18 protein-coding genes are annotated in these 18,233 nt (G+C 33.7%); 8 read left to right on the plus strand and 10 right to left on the minus strand.

All coding sequences use genetic code 11. The features are described from left to right. Positions 1-452: 452 nt before the first annotated feature. From RT99_RS03870 to RT99_RS03890, 5 genes are all read right to left on the minus strand, one after another. Positions 453-1,463, minus strand: a complete 1,011-nt coding sequence (locus tag RT99_RS03870) for an FAD:protein FMN transferase (protein WP_042563427.1) — start codon at positions 1,461-1,463, stop codon at positions 453-455. A gap of 198 nt (positions 1,464-1,661) precedes the next feature. Next, positions 1,662-3,863: a PepSY domain-containing protein gene (locus tag RT99_RS03875; protein WP_042563428.1), complete on the minus strand. Its 2,202-nt coding sequence runs from the start codon at positions 3,861-3,863 to the stop codon at positions 1,662-1,664. A gap of 6 nt (positions 3,864-3,869) precedes the next feature. Further along, a complete protein-coding gene (locus tag RT99_RS03880; RefSeq protein ID WP_042563429.1) occupies positions 3,870-4,349 on the minus strand; it encodes a DUF2271 domain-containing protein in 480 nt (159 codons plus the stop codon). A gap of 10 nt (positions 4,350-4,359) precedes the next feature. Then, complete coding sequence (locus tag RT99_RS03885; RefSeq protein WP_042563430.1) at positions 4,360-5,838, minus strand: ankyrin repeat domain-containing protein; 1,479 nt, start codon at positions 5,836-5,838, stop codon at positions 4,360-4,362. Between the two features lie 279 nt (positions 5,839-6,117). Beyond that, complete coding sequence (locus RT99_RS03890) at positions 6,118-6,552, minus strand: DUF1810 domain-containing protein (RefSeq protein ID WP_042563431.1); 435 nt, start codon at positions 6,550-6,552, stop codon at positions 6,118-6,120. Between the two features lie 401 nt (positions 6,553-6,953). Here RT99_RS03890 and RT99_RS03895 point away from each other — a divergent pair, with 401 nt between their 5' ends. The 7 genes from RT99_RS03895 to RT99_RS03925 all read left to right on the plus strand — a co-directional run bounded on the left by RT99_RS03895 (position 6,954) and on the right by RT99_RS03925 (position 15,442). Next, positions 6,954-7,535 (plus strand): TetR/AcrR family transcriptional regulator, encoded by a 582-nt coding sequence (locus RT99_RS03895; RefSeq protein WP_042563432.1) that lies wholly within the window; start codon positions 6,954-6,956, stop codon positions 7,533-7,535. Between the two features lie 177 nt (positions 7,536-7,712). Next, positions 7,713-8,921, plus strand: a complete 1,209-nt coding sequence (locus RT99_RS03900; protein WP_042563433.1) for an MFS transporter — start codon at positions 7,713-7,715, stop codon at positions 8,919-8,921. Positions 8,922-9,140: 219 nt separating this feature from the next. After that, the gene (locus tag RT99_RS03905; protein ID WP_082036910.1) at positions 9,141-10,295 is read left to right on the plus strand and encodes an alpha/beta hydrolase-fold protein; all 1,155 of its coding nucleotides are present in this window, start codon (positions 9,141-9,143) and stop codon (positions 10,293-10,295) included. 454 nt (positions 10,296-10,749) lie between these two features. Then, complete coding sequence (locus RT99_RS03910; RefSeq protein ID WP_042563434.1) at positions 10,750-11,517, plus strand: methyltransferase domain-containing protein; 768 nt, start codon at positions 10,750-10,752, stop codon at positions 11,515-11,517. A gap of 669 nt (positions 11,518-12,186) precedes the next feature. Continuing rightward, on the plus strand, positions 12,187-13,161 hold the full coding sequence (locus tag RT99_RS03915; protein WP_042563435.1) for a ribonucleotide-diphosphate reductase subunit beta: 975 nt from the start codon (positions 12,187-12,189) through the stop codon (positions 13,159-13,161). A 12-nt stretch (positions 13,162-13,173) separates the two neighbouring features. Continuing rightward, a complete protein-coding gene (locus tag RT99_RS03920) occupies positions 13,174-14,871 on the plus strand; it encodes a ribonucleoside-diphosphate reductase subunit alpha (RefSeq protein ID WP_042563436.1) in 1,698 nt (565 codons plus the stop codon). A gap of 322 nt (positions 14,872-15,193) precedes the next feature. Further along, positions 15,194-15,442 carry a hypothetical protein gene (locus tag RT99_RS03925; RefSeq protein WP_042563437.1) on the plus strand — a complete coding sequence of 83 codons (249 nt, stop codon included), beginning with the start codon at positions 15,194-15,196 and terminating at the stop codon, positions 15,440-15,442. 187 nt (positions 15,443-15,629) lie between these two features. Here RT99_RS03925 and RT99_RS03930 read toward each other — a convergent pair whose 3' ends face one another. Genes RT99_RS03930 through RT99_RS25780 form a run of 3 tightly spaced genes read right to left on the minus strand, consistent with a single transcriptional unit; the run spans position 15,630 to position 16,379 of the window. Beyond that, positions 15,630-15,881, minus strand: a complete 252-nt coding sequence (locus RT99_RS03930) for a Rho termination factor (RefSeq protein ID WP_042563438.1) — start codon at positions 15,879-15,881, stop codon at positions 15,630-15,632. A 39-nt stretch (positions 15,882-15,920) separates the two neighbouring features. Further along, positions 15,921-16,226, minus strand: a complete 306-nt coding sequence (locus RT99_RS03935; protein WP_052483540.1) for a hypothetical protein — start codon at positions 16,224-16,226, stop codon at positions 15,921-15,923. 21 nt (positions 16,227-16,247) lie between these two features. Then, positions 16,248-16,379, minus strand: coding sequence for a hypothetical protein (locus RT99_RS25780; RefSeq protein WP_256365458.1), 132 nt, complete (start codon positions 16,377-16,379; stop codon positions 16,248-16,250). A gap of 221 nt (positions 16,380-16,600) precedes the next feature. Here RT99_RS25780 and RT99_RS03940 point away from each other — a divergent pair, with 221 nt between their 5' ends. After that, positions 16,601-16,894 carry a hypothetical protein gene (locus tag RT99_RS03940; protein WP_042563439.1) on the plus strand — a complete coding sequence of 98 codons (294 nt, stop codon included), beginning with the start codon at positions 16,601-16,603 and terminating at the stop codon, positions 16,892-16,894. Positions 16,895-17,008: 114 nt separating this feature from the next. On the opposite strand, the gene RT99_RS03945 is transcribed toward RT99_RS03940, so the two are convergent. Beyond that, positions 17,009-17,677: an SRPBCC family protein gene (locus RT99_RS03945; protein ID WP_042563440.1), complete on the minus strand. Its 669-nt coding sequence runs from the start codon at positions 17,675-17,677 to the stop codon at positions 17,009-17,011. 40 nt (positions 17,678-17,717) lie between these two features. Then, positions 17,718-18,164 carry a hypothetical protein gene (locus tag RT99_RS03950; protein ID WP_042563441.1) on the minus strand — a complete coding sequence of 149 codons (447 nt, stop codon included), beginning with the start codon at positions 18,162-18,164 and terminating at the stop codon, positions 17,718-17,720. Between the last annotated feature and the right edge of the window lie 69 nt (positions 18,165-18,233).

Here is an 18,233-nt window from a genome sequence, read left to right on the forward strand (position 1 = left end):
AGGAGCTAATCCCGCTATCCGTTCCAATCTTTTATTTTTTTAAAGAAAAAAAATAAAAGGATTTCCACTTCTATCGGGGCTAGGACACTCATTTTCATAAGAATATTTTCGTGTAGTTTGTCCTTGCGAGGAACGAAGCAACCTCACTAACAATAGTCTACAAAGTTTGTCATTTAGAATATTTCCGTGCAGTTTGTCATTTCGAGGAACGAGAAATCTCCGCAAGTAACTCCGCAACGAAAATCCAATCTTTGTCGAGCTTCTCACGGAGATTTCTCCTCCGTCGAAATGACAAACAGTACGTTTAGTTATTTTTTGTGATTAATTTATTTGTAATAAATAGCTAGTGATATCAATAAAATAATATCATGAATAATAATAATCCGCTAGGATTTACATATTGGTAGAAAAAAATAAAATCCCCAAACAAAAATATCCCGTAGGGATTACACTTAAATTTTAGGGTGAAATTTAGCAATCTTAAAATTCTTAGATTTAATAATTTTCCCGTTATCCGTAATCATTACGCAGGAATATTCCGGATATTGATTGATTAATTTTAATCCCGCATCTTTTCCTAAAACCATTAACGATGTACTGAAACCGTTTGCCATTTCGGCATTTGGACCAAAAACAGTAACACTGCAAAGTCCTGTAGACGGATATCCTGTGGCAGGATTGATAATATGCGAATATCGTTTTCCGTTTAAAACAACAAACTTTTCATAACTTCCTGATGTTGTTACCGCGCCATCATTTAAAGGCACAACGGCAAAAAGTTTATTAGTATCAAAAGGATTTGTCATTCCGATATTCCAGTCTTTACCATTTGGCTGTTTTCCCCAGGCCGTCATGTCGCCAGAGCCGTTTACAATTCCTGCTGTTATTCCTTTGCTTAGCATCATATCACGGCATTTATCGGTTGCGTAACCTTCTCCCAAAGCGCCAAAGCCAATTTTCATTCCCTTTAGTTTTAAAAAGATAGTCGATTGAACACTGTCGAGAATAATATTTTGATACCCCACTTTTGCAACAGATTGTTTGATCGCTTCTTCCGTTGGCATTGTTGTCATCGAACCATCGAATTTCCAGATTCTGTCCATAGCCGCAAAACTCACATCAAAACCGCCATTTGTAATTTTCGAAAACTGAAGCGCTCTTTGTGTTAATTCAAAAACCTCGCGATCTACTTTTACGGGCGCAATTCCGGCATTTTTGTTGACTTCAGAAACCTGAGAAGTTGGTTTCCAGTCAGAAATCAGGTTTTCAATTCTGGTAATTTCTGCAATAACCGTATCAATTGAATTTTCTGCTGTGAGAGAATCTTTCGCAACAATGCTAATGTCGAAACGGCCGCCCATAAGAAGCGTGGTTCTTTTACGCAAAATTTGTGCATTTGATGTAAAACAACAAAGCACTAATAAAAGAGTTGCGAAATATTTTAGGTATGATTTAGTTTTCATAATTATTTATTTTTCACGCAGATTTAAAAAGATTTGAGCAGATTTTAGTCTGATTTTTTAAGTCTGGTTTGTCATTTCGACGGAGGAGAAATCACATCCAGAGAGCGACGTACTGTGTGTCTTCACTTTATGTGATTTCTCCTCCGTCGAAATGACAAAAATGAGAATAAAATCTGCGTGAAAATCTTTTAATACAAATTAATAACAATCAGAAAGAATCTGTTTATGAGTTTTATAATACGCAAGATCGGTTTTGTTTTTATCCATGCAAATGGTTTCCAATACTTTTTCGACATCCTGCTGCATCGCAAGCGAACCACAAATCATAATTTTTCCGCCAAATTTTAATAAATCGGCAAAGAAATCAGCATCTTTTCGAATCAAATCCATAACATAACATTGGTTTTGCTCACGCGAAAAAGCAATGTGAAAACTTTTCAGGTTTTCGCTTTGAATTTGATTTTCTGCAAACTGTTTGTATTGGGCAACAGACTCAGTTTCATTTCTAAAACCGCAGTATAAATGCGTTTCCGTCTTGTTCTTGTTGCCTTCAATCATTCCCAGAAATGGGGCAATTCCCGTTCCGTTGGCGATTAAAGCCACTTTTGGAGCTTTCTTAGGAAAATGAAATCCTTCATTATGAACAATTCTCGCTTTGATAACAAAATCAGCTTCAAGATTGTACAAATATTCCGAACCAAAACCATGGTGATGCAATTTTACAACCAATTGTATATTGTCATTGTTCTTGCTGATCGAATAAAAACGATCCCTGCCATCTCCGTCAGGGTAAATAGCCAGTAAATCTCCCGAAGTAAATTTAACTTTTTTCCTCGGTTTTAAAGTCAACCTAAAAATATGATCCGTTTCAGATAATGCTGTTTTTTCTACCACCATCATTTTTTGCAATCCGGTTGGTTTTTGCGCATACGTTGCCGGCGCTGTCGCGAGGTTTATTCCTGTTTGTGTGTTCCAGTTTTTTACCCAATCTGTAAATTGTGCCGGTGATTTGTCATCGATAGTATGCAGATCTAAAATTCTGTTTGCCCAATTTTGTTTGCTTAGATAATTGTCTATTTCTTTGGCAAAACCACAAAAATCGGCGTATGATTTAGAACCAAATCCAACGACAGAAACATTGACCTTTTTTTTCTGTGGATGTTGATTTAGCAACGTTAAAAATTTACTTCCGTTTGAAGGCGCATCGCCCAAACCATGTGTCGAAGAGAAAATGATAATATGTTCGGCCTCCGGAAATGCCGTATATTGATTTAATCCTCCTAAATGAGAAGAATATCCGTTGGCAATCAATTGTGTATGAATGGCATTGGCGAAGCGAAAAGTACTTCCGTTTTCTGATCCTGCAAGCAAGATAAAACGGCTGTCTTTGGCTTTATGTTTGTTTTTAATTTTGGTTTCCCTGCGTTTTAAGGTCATCGAAAATCCCGAATATATAAAGAACAGAATATTTAATGACGCCAAAGCCAAAACAATTGCCCAAACCATATTCGCACGGCCTGTATGGAGATCAAGACTTAAATTTTCAAGTAAAACGGTGGTCGGGTAGGGCGCATCGCTTACAATTTGACCTGTAAACTGATTTACTTTTAGTTCGCGATCGTTCAGTTTTAGTATAAAAACTTCTTCGGGATCTTCTGTATCAAAAGGAAATTCTATTTTTTGAACCTGAGAAAGTTTTGTCTTTTTGAAAATGTCAAAATCGGCAATATTCTTTTGTTTAGAATCTTTTGTATCTGCTTTAATTTCTTTCGGCTGGATTGGCTTTTCGGTGAAAACCTTAAATCGTAACATAGAAAGATACGTTCCTGAAAGTGCAATGATAAAAATAGGAATCAGCATTAATCTTCCTAAAACAACGTGATAATATTGACTGAAATTATCTTTGACTATTTTAGAAAAAAATCGGCGAAAGCCTTTTTGCCTTTGTACCACTAAAGCAATACCGGAAATGGCGATTAGAAAAAGCAAAAACGAATTAACACCAATAAAAAATCGTCCGGTTTCATGCAAAAAAAGCGAACGATGAAGCGAAGTTACCCATTGTATAAACTCGCTTTTCTTTTGAGTTTTGCCAATAATTTTTCCCGTTTGGGGATTTATGCAGGCATCAATATCATTGCCATCGTCATCAAGACCTTTTAGGGTTGTAAATTTGTTGTGATCGATACTAATTTCAGTCACTTCCATATAGTTTTTACGCAATATGGGAAGCGTTTGTGCAACAGTCAAATCATCAAAATTTGTCACGCCATAAGGCTGTATTTTCTCCTGTGCAGCGTCTACGGCAAGTACAGTTCCTGTAACTGATGCCAGAATTAGAAATAGAGAAGAAAATACAGCGAGAGTTAAATGCGCGTATCTCCAAACGGATAATGTCATTATGCCTTATATCTTATTTAATTTTACATATCTGATGTACCCTTTTCCTTCTGTTTTTTCAGCGATTCCCTCTGTTGTAAACGGAATTTCTGCATCGGTTACATGATATTTTTGGTCTTCTACAGCAGTTTCAAAACGAATTTTATAGCCTTTGTCAAATTTCGAAGCTTCAATTTCAAATGTAGTTACGCTTCGGTCACCACCCGTTACAGAAGCGCCTGTTTTGGCACTGATATCCGGTTTTTTAACATAAAATTTATACCATTCTTTAATGCTTTTGTACCATTTTTTGTCATCGCCCATTACATATAATGTTTTTTCGTATTCTCCTTTAGGATCAATAAGCGATACTACGATATAAGCGCCTTCGCCTACGTAATTAGACATTTGTAAAAGGCATTTGTATTTGTCAGTTTGTGCAGCTGCCTTAAATGAGAAAAGACACGCGAATACTGCCACAAGGCAGGTTTTTGATAATGATTTCATGTATAATTATTTACTTTAAAAACTCAACCGATGTATTATTTTTTTTCAGGACTTCATTTTCTTTTGCCAAATCGTAGGCAGTTTCATCAAACTCGGTTTTGATTTCTTTTTTTGCGCCTAATGCTACCAAATATTTTAAAACAACATCGTCTTTTGCCACCATAGCCGCTTTATGCAATGCAGTTAAGCCTTCTTTGTTTTTGGCATTTAGATCAATATTAAGTCCTTCCAGTTTTTTTAGCAGGTTAATATTGTTTTTGATTACCGCTGTATGAAGTACGGTGTTTCCGTCTTTTTGAGGCGTTGCAAAATTTATTCCTTTGCTTTTTAAAACAGCCAGTTTATCACCAAAATCATCTTTTTGCGATGCTTCACCAGAACTTCTGAAAGAATCTATAAGATAAAAAGCCAGATCATTTCCCTTAGTATCTTTCACATTAATATCAGCTCCTTTACTTAAAAGAAACGAAACAATTTCTGCCGAACTGCCTTTTACAGCTTGTGTCAACGCCGATTCTCCTTTAGTATTTACGGCATTTATGTTTTTAACCTTTGGCAATAAAGTTTGCAATAATTCCAGATCTTTTCCTTCTGATGCTATTATAAAAGGAGTATTTCCGTCTTTATCGGCTTTGTTTACATCCACACCTTTGTCAATAAAATACTTTACAATTTCAGACTGTTTTTCTTTGCGTGCCAATATATGAAGAACCGTTTGCCCGTTTAAAGCCGTAACGGTTGGTTTTAATTTTAAATCATCTGCCAGATATTTATAAACTTCAATAGGATTGGCACTGCGACGCATTCCCTGAGCGGCAGAAATTAAGGCATAATCTGTATATTTTACACCTTTTTCAACAAGGGTTTTTAGCTGTGCAATATTTCCTGCTTTTGCAGCATAATCAAAAGCCGTGTATCCGTTTTTATCAACGTCTTTTAGCGATAAACCTTGTGATACCAAGTAATTTGTTGTTGTAAGATCTTTATCGTTCGGGATAGCAAGTAATAATAAACTTGCTCCGTCGTATTTCTTTTTAGGATCAATTCCAGCTTTAAAAAAAGCATCATAAGTAGCAGGATTTACCACTCCGGTACCAGAAGCAAATGCAATAGGTGTAGCGGCGTGGCTGTCTTCCAGATTAATATCAGAACCTTTTTTTATAAGATATTCTACCAATTCAGCATTTCCTTTATAGGCCGCCCAATGTAAATAGATACGACCGTCATGTGTAAGTTTGTTTACTCCGTTGCCCGGAAGCTCGATTAAATACTTCGCAACTTCGTTTGAAGCGCCATTATTAATCGCTAAAACGGTTGGATCAAATGCAAACTGATTTAATTCTGTTGGGTTATTTCCTTTGTCAATTGTAGATTTTAAAGTGGCTAAATCTGGAGAAGTTTTCCAGAAATTAGCATCCAGAAGCTTGTTTTGCTGTGCATTAACAAAAAGCGACGCAAATAATAGGACTGCAAAGATTGTTTTTTTCATATTGGAGATATAAGCAAATGGGTATTTATGTAATGAAATTTCCACTTCGGGATTTCGAGGGCGAAAGTTATTGCTTATTTAGAATATTTCCAAATAATAAAGAATAAGATATAATTAATTTTATGAGGTGAAGATTTTAACCGCAAAGTTCGCAATCCCGATAGCTATCGGGATACGCAAGGTTCGCAAAGTTAATAGACTCAGCTTTGCGAACTTTGCCTTTTGTATAAACTTAATTAAAAAAAACTTTGCGCACTTTGCGGTAAATTTTTTCTTATACTATAAATTACTATATAATAATTGAATGGTATGGAAATCATACGATCCGCCAAAATATTTATTAATAACCTGTTCAAATACAGGTTCTGTATTTTGGATATTGGCAAATAATGTCATACTCGATTTTAATTTTTCGGCATCACTATCTCCAAGAATTTCCAGGGCGCTTTTTTCGTTTGTATTGATAAGTTCCTTAGTAATTTCAAGAAGATGTTTTCCAAGAATAGGATGCTCCAGATAAGCCATTGCCTCGTCGGCATTTTTAATCTCGTAGAATTTCGAAGTGTCACTCGAACCTAAACCTTTTATCTGCGGAAAAATAAACCACATCCAGGGAGATTCTTTTTTCCCTTTCTTAATTTCTGCAAGTGCAACTAAGTACAATTTATTTTGAGCGTCTAAAAAGCGCATCAGATCATTTGTGTTGTAAGCCATTCTGTATTGGAATATTATTTGGGGTCAATTTGGTGGTAAATCTAATCAAAATATATCTTGATTTACATTACCAAATCTTTATAATTTGCTTTTTTTCCGCGGAATTGCTGGGCTGTAAAAAAAATCTTATGGGTTGCGATTAACGATTAGCGATTTAAAATTTTAATACTTAATTTTTAGTTTATATCATAAAAATTCAATGTCAGGATGGTGAATTATTATCGAAAAATAAGTTGCATACAATCTTTGTCAAAGTTTTAAAGTTTGACAAAGATAATGGCGACAAACCCTACAGGTTTATTATTCATAATCAATAAGTTTCTGTCTTCTAAAATAAAAAGTTAAAATATTTTGTATTTTAGACCGATCGGTCTATATTTGCAGTATAAAATTTAGAAATCATGAGTAAAGCAGAACGTACCAGACAATTTATTATTGAAACATCGGCTCCTTTGATTAATAAAAAAGGAATGGCGGGAACTTCATTAACTGATATTATGGAAGTTACCAAGCTAGCAAAAGGCGGGATTTATGGCAATTTTGAGAGTAAAGATGAAATTTGCAGAGAATCATTTTTATATCTAAGATCGCAATTGGCCGGTAAGTTGGAGACGGCAGTCGCTCAGGGAACATCGGCAAAAGCCAAACTTTTCAACTTATTAAGCGTGTATGAAAATGATAAAAATATGACGGAAGGCTGTCCGATATTAAATTTCGGGATCGAAGCCGATGATACAAACCCCGTTATAAAAGAGCAGGTAAAAAAAGCGATTCTTGCTGCCCAGAAAAGATTTTATAACATTATTGAAAACGGAATTAATAATAAAGAATTATCAGCAGAAATAAACCCGGAACATTTTAGCATTAAAGCTTTTGCCATGATCGAAGGCGGTATTTTATGCCGAAAAATATTGGGAAATAATGATCAGATGAAGATTGTTCTGCAAAGTATAAAAGACGATTTCGAAAAATATGTTCTTTAATTTTAAACACGAATTTCACGAATTATCACTAATTATTGGTTCGTGAAATAATTTCACAAACTAAGTTAACCGTTCAGATTCGTGTTAATTAGTGAAATTAGTGTTTGTTTTTATAATCATTTTTTTTGCAAAATTATAGACCGATCGGTCTATTGTATTACTAATTAATTTAATAAAATGAGAAATTTACCAGAAAACCATCAGGGTTTTAGCACCAAATTAGCATTTGCTTTAATTCCGTTATCGGGATTTGCAACAGATATTTATTTGCCATCGCTGCCGGCTATGGCAAAAGATTTACAGGTTTCGGCAGGAGCCATTCAGCTTTCGCTGGTCTTTTTTATGTTTAGCCTAGGAATTAGCCAGGTTTTTATAGGAAGCATACTCGATAGTTTTGGGCGTTTTAAAATTAGCATTGCATCGCTTGCCGTTTTTTCGTTAACCAGTTTTGTAATTGCATTGGTGCCGGATATTTATGTTATTTATGCCATGAGAATTATTCAGGGTATTGCAATTGCTTTTATTGTAATTGCAAAACGTGCCTATTTTGTCGATCTCTATTCTGGCGAAAAACTAAAAAGTTACATTAGTTTATTTTCAATCATTTGGGCCTGCGCGCCTATTATGGCGCCATTTTTAGGGGGATATTTAGAGAATATTTTTGGATGGAAATCTAACTTTTATTTTCTTGGCGGATTGTCATTATTGTTCTTAATTCTGGAACTTTTGTATAGCGGAGAATCTTTAAAATACTTTCATGAATTTAAACTAAAGTCTATCGCACAAACGTATACAAACATCTTAAAATCCCCCGATTTTACATTGGGAATCATAATTCTTGGTATTTGTTTTGGTCTTGTTGTAGTGTACAGTTTATCGAGTCCGTTTATTGTAGAACGCGTATTTGGGTATTCTGCCGTTACTACAGGTTACAGTTCGTTATTGTCAGGTTTAGCCGTTATGATGGGCGGAATCACGGCTAAATCTCTTATTCATAAACCTTTGGCTAAAAAAATAACTATTGCGGTTTCAATACAGTTTACTTTGGTTTTACTTATGATTTTTACCTCTTCAATAGCAAGTAATATTTATACTTTAATAGCTTTTACAATGGGAATCAATATGTGCGGCGGCTTTATCTTTAATATTATTTATGGCTATTGTTTAAGCCGTTTCTCTAAAAATGCCGGAGTTGCCAGCGGACTTACAGGCGGTGCAACATATATGGTGAGTTCGATATTTAGCTATGGATTTGTCAATTTATATGCCGTTAAAAGTCAGTTTTTATTGGGATTAACAAATATTTCTTTGATTTTTATTATCGGTATTATTTTTATTGTTTTTAATAGATACAGAGCGGTGCATCTTGCGACAGTTAAAAGTTAAAATCCAAATAGAAAATTTGAGATTCCCATAGGTGTTTTCTAAATATATATGCAACAAACCCGACAGGTTTTTAAAAACCTGTCGGGTTTACTAGTGTTTTTACATCAAATAAAATCAGGTGTAACAATCTGTAATATCCTAAGTCTTTATGTTTAAGAAAACTATTGTGTTGAAGTTTATTCAAAACAAGATAAATTCAGTTGTAACAAACATATAAGTATGAGAAAACAAATTGAAAGATTTAGTGTTTGCATTTGCGTGTTATTTTTTATTCTCTTTTCAGAAAATGCAGTGGCACAAACAATAGATTCCATTCCTCCGGCAAATCAACAGCAATTTTTAATTCATTCTAAAGCAATTAACGAAGACAGGACAATCTGGATTCATACTCCTCCGGAATATAACACTTCGACAGATACTTATCCGGTTTTGTATTTGCTTGACGGCGGAAGTCATTTTAAGTACGTTTCAGAAATGGTCGATTTTCTTTCTGATTTTGAGACTAATTTTATTTCAAAAATGATTATTGTAGCAATTCCCAATACAGAACGCGGAAGGGATTTTACACCAATATTTGATTCAAAAGAAAATGGAGCAGATAATTTTCTCCATTTTATAAAAGACGAACTTGTTCCGTACATCGACAAAAACTACAGAACACAGCCTTATCGAATTCTTGAAGCGCATTCACTTGGCGGACTCTTTGGAATTTATGCCAATGAAAATGCGCCAGAATTATTTCAGGCATCAATTTTTATTAGTCCCGCTTTGACAGGTGATAAAAATAGAGATAAAGTAATGGAAGAATACGCTTTGTATCTTAAGAAAAATAAACAGCTTTCGAGAAAGATTTTTGTATCGATTGCCAATGAAGATAAACAGGCGGTTGACTTATTAACGAAACAATTAAAAATGTTTGCTTCAAAATCTTTTCAATGGAATTATAAAGAATACAAAGAAGAAAATCATTTTTCTGTACCTTATAAAAGCATGTATGACGGACTTCGGTTTATTTACAAAAATTGGCATACGGAAGCTTTTTTAAACTCAAATAAAATTTTGTATAAAGATATTGAAGAGCATTTTAAAAAATTATCCAATGAATTTGGTTATAACATAAATCCAACGGAAGATTTTATAAATCAACTTGGTTATCAACAACTTCGGTTTAAACATATTGATGAAGCTATCGAATTTTTTAAGCAGAATATCAAATTGCACCCAAACTCATTTAATGTTTATGACAGTATGGGTGAAGCTTATATGATAAATGGACAGAAATCTTTGGCCATTGAGAATTATGAAAAATCAATTGCCATAAACCGACAGAATGAAAATGGAAAGGAAATGATTAAGAAATTGAAGAATGAATAATTTTGCTTTTAATCGAGAAAATCAATTTGCATGACGTTGTGCAAAGATTTCGCATAGCGATTGCGATAAATTAGGAAGACCTTGGAGAGATGGGTAATTTTTATATGTAGTCCCTACGGGACAATTTTAAAAACGGAAATTAATATTTCTACCAATATATGACTCCTAAAGGAGTATTAAAATAATATCTCGGAGAGGTTATATGTTGGTAAAAAAAATATTTCTACAATATATAACTCCTAAAGCAGTATTAAAATAATACCTCGGAGAGGTTACATGTTGGTAGAAAAAAAAATATTTTCACCACAAGATTGTCCCGTAGGGACTATACATTTACATCAAATATCAAAACTGTTGCATTAAAATTCACATATTGAAAACAGAAAATGATTAAGAAGTTGAAGAGTGAATAATTTTGTATCTTAGCTAATAACACAATTAAAACCAATACAAAATGCCCTGGAATCCGGAAATCTATAATAAATTCAAAAACATTCGTTATCAGCCGTTTTATGATTTAATCGATTTTATTAAACCGATGGAATCTATGAAAGCCATTGATTTGGGATGCGGAACAGGCGAACAAACGGCAATTTTGGCCGATAAATTTCCGAATGCCAATTTCCTGGGAGTTGATTCTTCTGATGAAATGCTGGAACAATCAAAGTCATTAGAAACAGCTAATTTACATTTTAAAAAAGCGACTACAGAAGAAACAATTGAATCGGGAGAAAAATGGGATTTGATTTTTAGTAATGCCGCTTTGCAATGGTCAAACGATCACGAAATATTGTTTCCTAAATTGATAGAATTAGTAAATCCAAAAGGACAATTTGCGGTGCAAATGCCAGTTCAGCCAGAAAATAAACTCAATAAAATCCTTTCTGAATTGGTTGATGAAGAACCATCTAAGTCCTATCTAAACGGTTTCAAAAGGGATTCTCCCGTTTTGAGTATTGATGATTATGCGCAAATACTTTTTGATGGCGGACTCGAAGATATTCAGATCATGCAAAAAGTATATCCAATTATTGCCAACGATCACGAGACGCTTTATAATTTTATTTCGGGTTCGGCATTAATTCCTTATATAGAAAGACTTGACGGAGATGAGAGAACACTTTTTATTAAAACTTATAAAGAGAGAATTGCGGCTGAATTTCCTAAACTTCCTGCTATATATTCATTTAAAAGGATTTTGCTTTATGGGAAGAAAACATAACATAACAATTGTTTTTAACCGCAAAGTACGCTAAGATTTTACGCATCCCGAAGCCTCGGGACGCGAAGTTTTTTACAAGATTTTATAAATTACAGAGTTCGCAAAGTTTTATATTGATTTAGCTTTGTGACCTTTCTGTGTACTCAAAATAAACTTTTGCAAACTTTGTGTAAAATCTTTGCGCTCTTTGCGGTTAAACTTTAGATTTAAATCATTGTAAATAAGTTGTTTGTATTTTGTTTTCTAAAATGATTCAGATTGAAATGATTTAATTTTTCAGCTGATTTAAAAACAAAATCCCGCTCTTTTTTTTCTTTTGAAAAGAAGGATTTTGGCAAGAAAAAGTCAGTTTTTTAAAAAATGCTGTTGATAAGTGTTTTTTTAAAAGGTCAATTTGATATCCTTTTTCCTGTTGATAACTTTATTTAGATTCTTTATAAATAACTGATAATTCGGGCATTAGCCAGACTAATCTCCCTGTTCATAAAAACTAATTTTTTGGTCTGTTTCAATAGGATGACAGCTGTTGATAATTGGCTGGTTTTTTAACATCAAAAGGATAACAAAAAAGCAACAGTGGCTTAATTTTGTAAGTATAGAAACGCCGTTATTCCCACTTCGTAACTGGCTTTTTATTCTTGTTTAGTTCATTATTAAATACTATATATTATGTCTATTTTCGATAAGAGAATCAACTATAAACCTTTTGAATATCCAGAGGTACTACAATTTACAGAAGCAATCAATAAAGCATATTGGGTGCATACAGAAGTTGATTTTACTGCTGATACACAGGATTTTCACTCTCATTTAAATGTAGCCGAAAAAACGGCAATCAAAAATAGTTTACTGGCAATTGCACAAATTGAGGTGGCGGTAAAAAGTTTTTGGGGCAACATTTATGAGCATTTTCCAAAACCTGAATTTAATGGTTTGGGAAGTACGTTTGCCGAATGTGAGTTCAGGCATTCTGAGGCTTATTCGCGTCTTTTGGAAGTTTTGGGATATAATGATGAATTCGAAAAATTAATGGACATTGAGGTGGTTCGTAAACGTGTAGATTATCTTTCGGATGTTCTTAAAGATACACGTTCCCAAGACAACCGAAAATATATGGTATCGCTGATATTATTCAGTATTTTGATCGAAAATGTATCACTTTTTAGTCAGTTTGCGATTCTTTTATCGTTTACAAGATTTAAAGGTTACATGAAAAATGTAAGCAACATTATTGCCTGGACTTCTATCGACGAACAAATTCATGCCAATGGCGGAATTTATATCATCAATAAAATACGGGAAGAATTTCCGGATTATTTTGATGCCGATACTTTAGAAATGATCAGAGAAACAGTAAAACATTCGATAGGCGTAGAGTCTGACATTTTAGACTGGATATTTGAGGAAGGTGAAATCGAAACCATCAAAAAAGCAGATTTAGTAAACTTCATGAAATTCAGAATTGATGAGAGTTTAGGTCAAATTGGAATTCCAACCATATTTAATGTTCCTGCAGAAGACTATAAAAATATGGCTTGGTTTGAAGAAGAAGTATTTGCAAACAGTCTGGATGATTTTTTTGCAAAAAGACCGGTAGAATATACCAAACATGATAAAAGTATTACTGCAAACGATCTTTTTTAAACGGAATATATTATGAGTACATTACATACAACCGAAACAAATATTCCGCCATTAAGTTATGCCGATAACAAAATGTGGTGGAAAAACTCTGAAAGTGAACAAATATTAAATCGTGGTTATCTTTTAAAAGGAGAAACCGTAGAGGGTGCGATTGACAGAATTTGTACTGCTGCTGCAAAAAGACTTTACAAACCCGAATTGAAAGATTCTTTTGTAGAAATGATCGAGCGTGGATGGATGAGTATTAGTTCACCGGTTTGGGCGAATATGGGAACAGAACGCGGTTTGCCAATTTCGTGTTTTAATGTTCACGTTCCGGATAAAATTGAGGGAATTACCCATAAATTAGGCGAAGTTATCATGCAGACCAAAATTGGTGGCGGAACGTCTGGTTATTTTGGTGAATTACGCGGACGCGGAAGCGCTGTAACGGATAACGGAAAAAGTAGTGGAGCGGTAAGTTTCATGAAACTTTTTGATACTACGATGGATACGATTTCGCAAGGTGGCGTTCGCCGAGGTGCATTTGCGGCTTATCTTGATGTGGACCACCCGGATATTGAAGAGTTTTTAAAGATAAAAAGCATCGGAAACCCTATTCAGAACCTGTTTACAGGAATTTGTGTACCAGATTACTGGATGCAGGAAATGATTGATGGTGATGTCGAAAAACGTCAGGTTTGGGCAAAAGTATTAGAAAGCCGTCAGCAAAAAGGATTGCCTTATATCTTTTTTACTGATAATGTAAACAAAAACAAGCCACAGGTTTATAAAGACAAAAACCTTCCTATTAATGCCAGTAATTTATGCAGTGAAATTATGCTTCCGTCAGGAAACGACGAATCATTTATTTGCTGTCTTTCGTCTATGAATCTGGAGCTTTACGAAGAATGGAAAGATACCGAAGCTGTAAAACTGGCGATCTTTTTTCTTGATGCCGTATTGCAGGAATTTATAGAAAAAACAGAAGGGAATTATTATCTTTCTGCAGCAAATCGTTTTGCAAAAAGACACCGCGCACTTGGGCTTGGAGTTTTGGGATGGCATTCGTATCTGCAAAAAAATATGATTCCGTTTGAAGGATTGGAAGCTAAAATGAAAACCACAGAGATCTTCAAACACATTAGTGAAAAAGCCGATAAAGCATCTCAGGAATTAGCACGTATTTACGGTGAACCGGAACTATTAAAAGGCTACGGAAGACGCAATACTACGACGATGGCGATTGCACCAACAACCTCATCATCTGCCATATTAGGACAAACTTCTCCGGGAATTGAGCCTTTTAGCAGTAATTATTACAAAGCAGGTTTAAGCAAAGGGAATTTTATGAGAAAAAATAAATACCTAACCAAATTGCTTGAAGAAAAAGGTCTTGATAATGAAGAGGTTTGGAGAGGAATTATGTTAAACGGCGGAAGCGTACAACATATGGAACAGCTTTCGCAAACAGAAAAAGATGTATTTAAAACCTTTAAAGAAATCAGTCAGCTTGAAATAATTCAACAAGCTTCAATAAGACAAAAATTTGTAGATCAGGGGCAAAGTATCAATCTTAATATTCCTTCAGAATTAGCGATTAAAGAGGTGAATCGTTTGATTATTGAAGCGTGGCAACTTGGAATTAAAAGTTTGTATTACCAACGAAGCCAAAGTGTTTCTAAAGAACTTGTTACAAGTCTTGTTTCCTGCAGCAGCTGTGAATCGTAAATTAGAAGCCAAATACGACAAATCTTGTTTTGCAAAAAACAATTATTGTAAGATAATGTCAATTTTGGGCAATTAATGTTTAAAACTTTGTTTAAACTTTGGATAAAAACAATCCCATTTCGCAATGAAGTGGGATTTTTTATGTCTCAATTTGAAGAAATAACTTATAATATGTTAAAATAAAAATAACTTCGGATTTTAACATATTGTTTATTAATATGTTGATAAATAATGACTTATAAATGCTTTTTAGTGATGCGTCAAAACAATTAATAGCTATATTTGGATATAATTATACGTCTAATAATTTAAAATATTAACTATGGAAAGAGCTATAAAACTAAAAGTTCGCAAAGAGCTGGACAGCCAACAGCAGTTGAATATAATTAAATTAAAAGGTAGTTTAATTTCTAAGGGCTATACGGAAATCATTCATATTCTTGATCAGGACGATGAATTTCATATTAATTCTTTCGAAACCCCAAAAGAAAGTACTACCGAAGTTCAGGAATTTATTGCGGCTTTCATTAACAGAGAAAATTTAGCAGACACTATAACTGTTTTTAGATAACAGATCGCTATTTAAAACCAAAAGCCATTAATAAACCAAATGAATATTATGTTCAAACCTTTATCGTTCACAAAAATGACAAAGTAACCAAATCAAGTCTAAATCAATAGAAAAATCAAAAGCCTTCAAATTATGAAGGCTTTTTAATTGCTTATAATTGTTGTGTAATACATTTTGGATCGAGAATTTAATTATTGCGCAGTGCGTGCATCAACTCTTTTTTTGTCATTTTCGATCTTCCTTTAATATCTGCTTTTTTAGCTTCGGTATACAAGTCCTGTTTGCTTCTGTCTTCATAGTCACCACTTTTTCCGCCTCTTTTTTCGGCTCCCTGACTATTTGATATACGCGCAGATTTTTCTTTGCTGTAACCTTTATCGCGCAGTGCTTCGTATTGGTCCTTGTCTTTAATTGAAGGACCCGGATCTCTTCCTGGCATAATAGTACATTTTAAAGTTTATAATAATCGTTTTTCTGTCTAGTAATCAGATCGGTCTTTTTCGTCAAAATCCTCTTCAAAACCGTCACCATCACCGTCGTCATCTAAATCTTCATCGATATTCTGGTCAATATCTTCATCGTCCAGATCATCCTGATACGGATCGTAGTCGTTTCTGGTTTCTGTATCCAAATCCGATTCTTCATAAACAGAATCAGAATTGTCTATTTCGTGCTGATTAATTGCAGGATCCTGGTTTTCCATAGTTTCAGAATTGATTCCTTCGTCTGCTAATTGAAAATTGTGACCTTCCAGATCAAAATTTTCGTTTGGTTCTTGTATCATAATTTGAATTTTTAGAGTTATTTATTTTTTTAAAGACGATTTTTTATAATCGGTATGTGGTTTTTCATTACTTCTCGACGATGTCGTTTTTGACTCGTGTTTTTTATCTGAAGTTCTGGAACTTTCAGCATAACTGTTTTTTGAAGTATTCATGATAAAGAAAAGTTTAAATTACAAATCTAAAAACCATGAATATCAAATACTTATACTATTTACCTAAATATTTATATTATTTACTGAATAAGTAATTGTAAATCTGAGTATTAGTGAAAAATACATTTAATAATTCTATAAGATTTAGGAGTAATTGTATAAAAATTTGCTTTAGCTGAATTTTATATTTGAAATAGTACTAACAGAAAAATTTTAATATTATGAAGACTTTATTTAAATCAAAAATTGTATTGTTTTTACTTTTGGGAGGACTTTTATTTTCTTGTAAAAAGGCTGATGGAAGCAATACAGGTGATTCCGCAAATGATACAATTACTACAGAAACAATTGATACAGTAAGTTCTGTATCAGACAGTACAACTGTTAATTCTGCCACAAATGGTACGACCGGTGCAACAGGCGAAGGCTCGACGGGATCAGGATCTGCAGGAACTACACAAAAAGGAAATAGTTCTCTAAATACAGATTCTACAGGTACTGCAAAAGGCAAATAACCGACTTATTATTACTTTTTTATTGATTACTAATTTCACTCCCTCAACTTGATTAATTCTGAAAAAGCCTGTAATAATTAATTACAGGCTTTTTTAATTGGAGAAAATTATATTTTAAACAGACTCCAAATACGCTTTAAAATTTAGGATATCGTCTTTTACCAGTTTTTCAAAATATGGATTAAGAAGTTTTGCGGCACTTTCTCCTGCAACGCCCAATGGTGCGTGATATGAAATAGTAACATCAATCTCTGTAGCGTTTCCTTTTGGTTTAAAAGTTACTTTTCCGGCATTTTTAATTGTAGAATCGGGTAGGGAATTCCAGCTGATTAATTTTTCTTTTTCATCTTTTACGATTTCTGCCTTCCATTTTATTTTTCCAATTCCAATAGGTCCTTTGGCTGTCCATTCAGAGGTAGTGTAGTTTAGAGGTTTTACAGATTCAATATGATTCATAAATTTTGGTAAGTTTTCGAAATCACGCCAAAAAGCATATACTTCACTAATAGGTTTTTTGATTACACTATTAATTCGGATGTTTACATTTGATGCTTTGTCGTTTTTTAAATGATCAACTGCATCATAAACAGGGCAATATCCGGAAATTCCTCGTAAAAGCATTGATCCGCCAACACCAATTTTTCCGGCATTTTTATTTTCTTTGGATAAACCGGAATATAAAAGATATGCTCCGCTTGTAACCATTAAAACTCTTTCGAGGGTAGATACATTTGTTTTAAGTTTTGATTTTTTTTGTATCGAAACTGATATATTTGTTTCCATAATTTCTAATTTTTAATTTTATTATTTATTTTAAGAATAGTTATAAGAAAGTTTTGTAAACCAAAAAAGCAACCAAACCGAAAATAACATGCGCGATAAATAGCTGTGTATAATATCCCTTAAAATCGATATTGGGTTTTTGCGGAATAATTTTAAATAAAATCATCCAGCCCAAAATGCCTACAATACCGCTTATTGCACCAAAAAGTAATGCAACTCGCCACGAAAATCCTACAACATCATACAGCCACAAATAGTGATATATAATAACAAAAAAAGCTCCGATAATATAATGTAAAATCCACGCTAATACTCTTTTTGTTTTGAGAGATACTTCGATGTGAAATCTTGTCAGGATGTACGTAAGCAAAACTGGCTCTTTGTATAACTCTCTTACGCTTGCAGAAACGGCATAACTAAACAGCGTCATTACGCTTGTTGCTGCGATGGAAGAAACGAAGATTTGTAAAAATGCATGAAAGTTCATATTAGTACTTTTTGAAATTAGGTTACTTAAAAAATGTACTTCCAGGTCATCAACTTTATTAAAGTATCA

The sequence above is a fragment of the Flavobacterium sp. MEB061 genome (genome assembly GCF_000834715.1).
Lineage (GTDB): Bacteria > Bacteroidota > Bacteroidia > Flavobacteriales > Flavobacteriaceae > Flavobacterium > Flavobacterium pectinovorum.

Excerpts from the sequence above, each read along its gene's own strand:
- RT99_RS03890 (WP_042563431.1), bottom strand. The coding sequence starts at position 6,552 with ATGGCTTACAACACAAATGATCTGATGCGCTTTTTAGACGCTCAAAAT.
- RT99_RS03940 (WP_042563439.1), top strand. The coding sequence starts at position 16,601 with ATGAAGACTTTATTTAAATCAAAAATTGTATTGTTTTTACTTTTGGGA.
- RT99_RS03910 (WP_042563434.1), top strand. The coding sequence starts at position 10,750 with ATGCCCTGGAATCCGGAAATCTATAATAAATTCAAAAACATTCGTTAT.
- RT99_RS25780 (WP_256365458.1), bottom strand. The coding sequence starts at position 16,379 with ATGAATACTTCAAAAAACAGTTATGCTGAAAGTTCCAGAACTTCAGAT.
- RT99_RS03885 (WP_042563430.1), bottom strand. The coding sequence starts at position 5,838 with ATGAAAAAAACAATCTTTGCAGTCCTATTATTTGCGTCGCTTTTTGTT.
- RT99_RS03875 (WP_042563428.1), bottom strand. The coding sequence starts at position 3,863 with ATGACATTATCCGTTTGGAGATACGCGCATTTAACTCTCGCTGTATTT.
- RT99_RS03920 (WP_042563436.1), top strand. The coding sequence starts at position 13,174 with ATGAGTACATTACATACAACCGAAACAAATATTCCGCCATTAAGTTAT.
- RT99_RS03880 (WP_042563429.1), bottom strand. The coding sequence starts at position 4,349 with ATGAAATCATTATCAAAAACCTGCCTTGTGGCAGTATTCGCGTGTCTT.
- RT99_RS03950 (WP_042563441.1), bottom strand. The coding sequence starts at position 18,164 with ATGAACTTTCATGCATTTTTACAAATCTTCGTTTCTTCCATCGCAGCA.
- RT99_RS03900 (WP_042563433.1), top strand. The coding sequence starts at position 7,713 with ATGAGAAATTTACCAGAAAACCATCAGGGTTTTAGCACCAAATTAGCA.
- RT99_RS03930 (WP_042563438.1), bottom strand. The coding sequence starts at position 15,881 with ATGCCAGGAAGAGATCCGGGTCCTTCAATTAAAGACAAGGACCAATAC.
- RT99_RS03935 (WP_052483540.1), bottom strand. The coding sequence starts at position 16,226 with ATGATACAAGAACCAAACGAAAATTTTGATCTGGAAGGTCACAATTTT.
- RT99_RS03905 (WP_082036910.1), top strand. The coding sequence starts at position 9,141 with ATGAGAAAACAAATTGAAAGATTTAGTGTTTGCATTTGCGTGTTATTT.
- RT99_RS03945 (WP_042563440.1), bottom strand. The coding sequence starts at position 17,677 with ATGGAAACAAATATATCAGTTTCGATACAAAAAAAATCAAAACTTAAA.
- RT99_RS03895 (WP_042563432.1), top strand. The coding sequence starts at position 6,954 with ATGAGTAAAGCAGAACGTACCAGACAATTTATTATTGAAACATCGGCT.
- RT99_RS03915 (WP_042563435.1), top strand. The coding sequence starts at position 12,187 with ATGTCTATTTTCGATAAGAGAATCAACTATAAACCTTTTGAATATCCA.
- RT99_RS03870 (WP_042563427.1), bottom strand. The coding sequence starts at position 1,463 with ATGAAAACTAAATCATACCTAAAATATTTCGCAACTCTTTTATTAGTG.
- RT99_RS03925 (WP_042563437.1), top strand. The coding sequence starts at position 15,194 with ATGGAAAGAGCTATAAAACTAAAAGTTCGCAAAGAGCTGGACAGCCAA.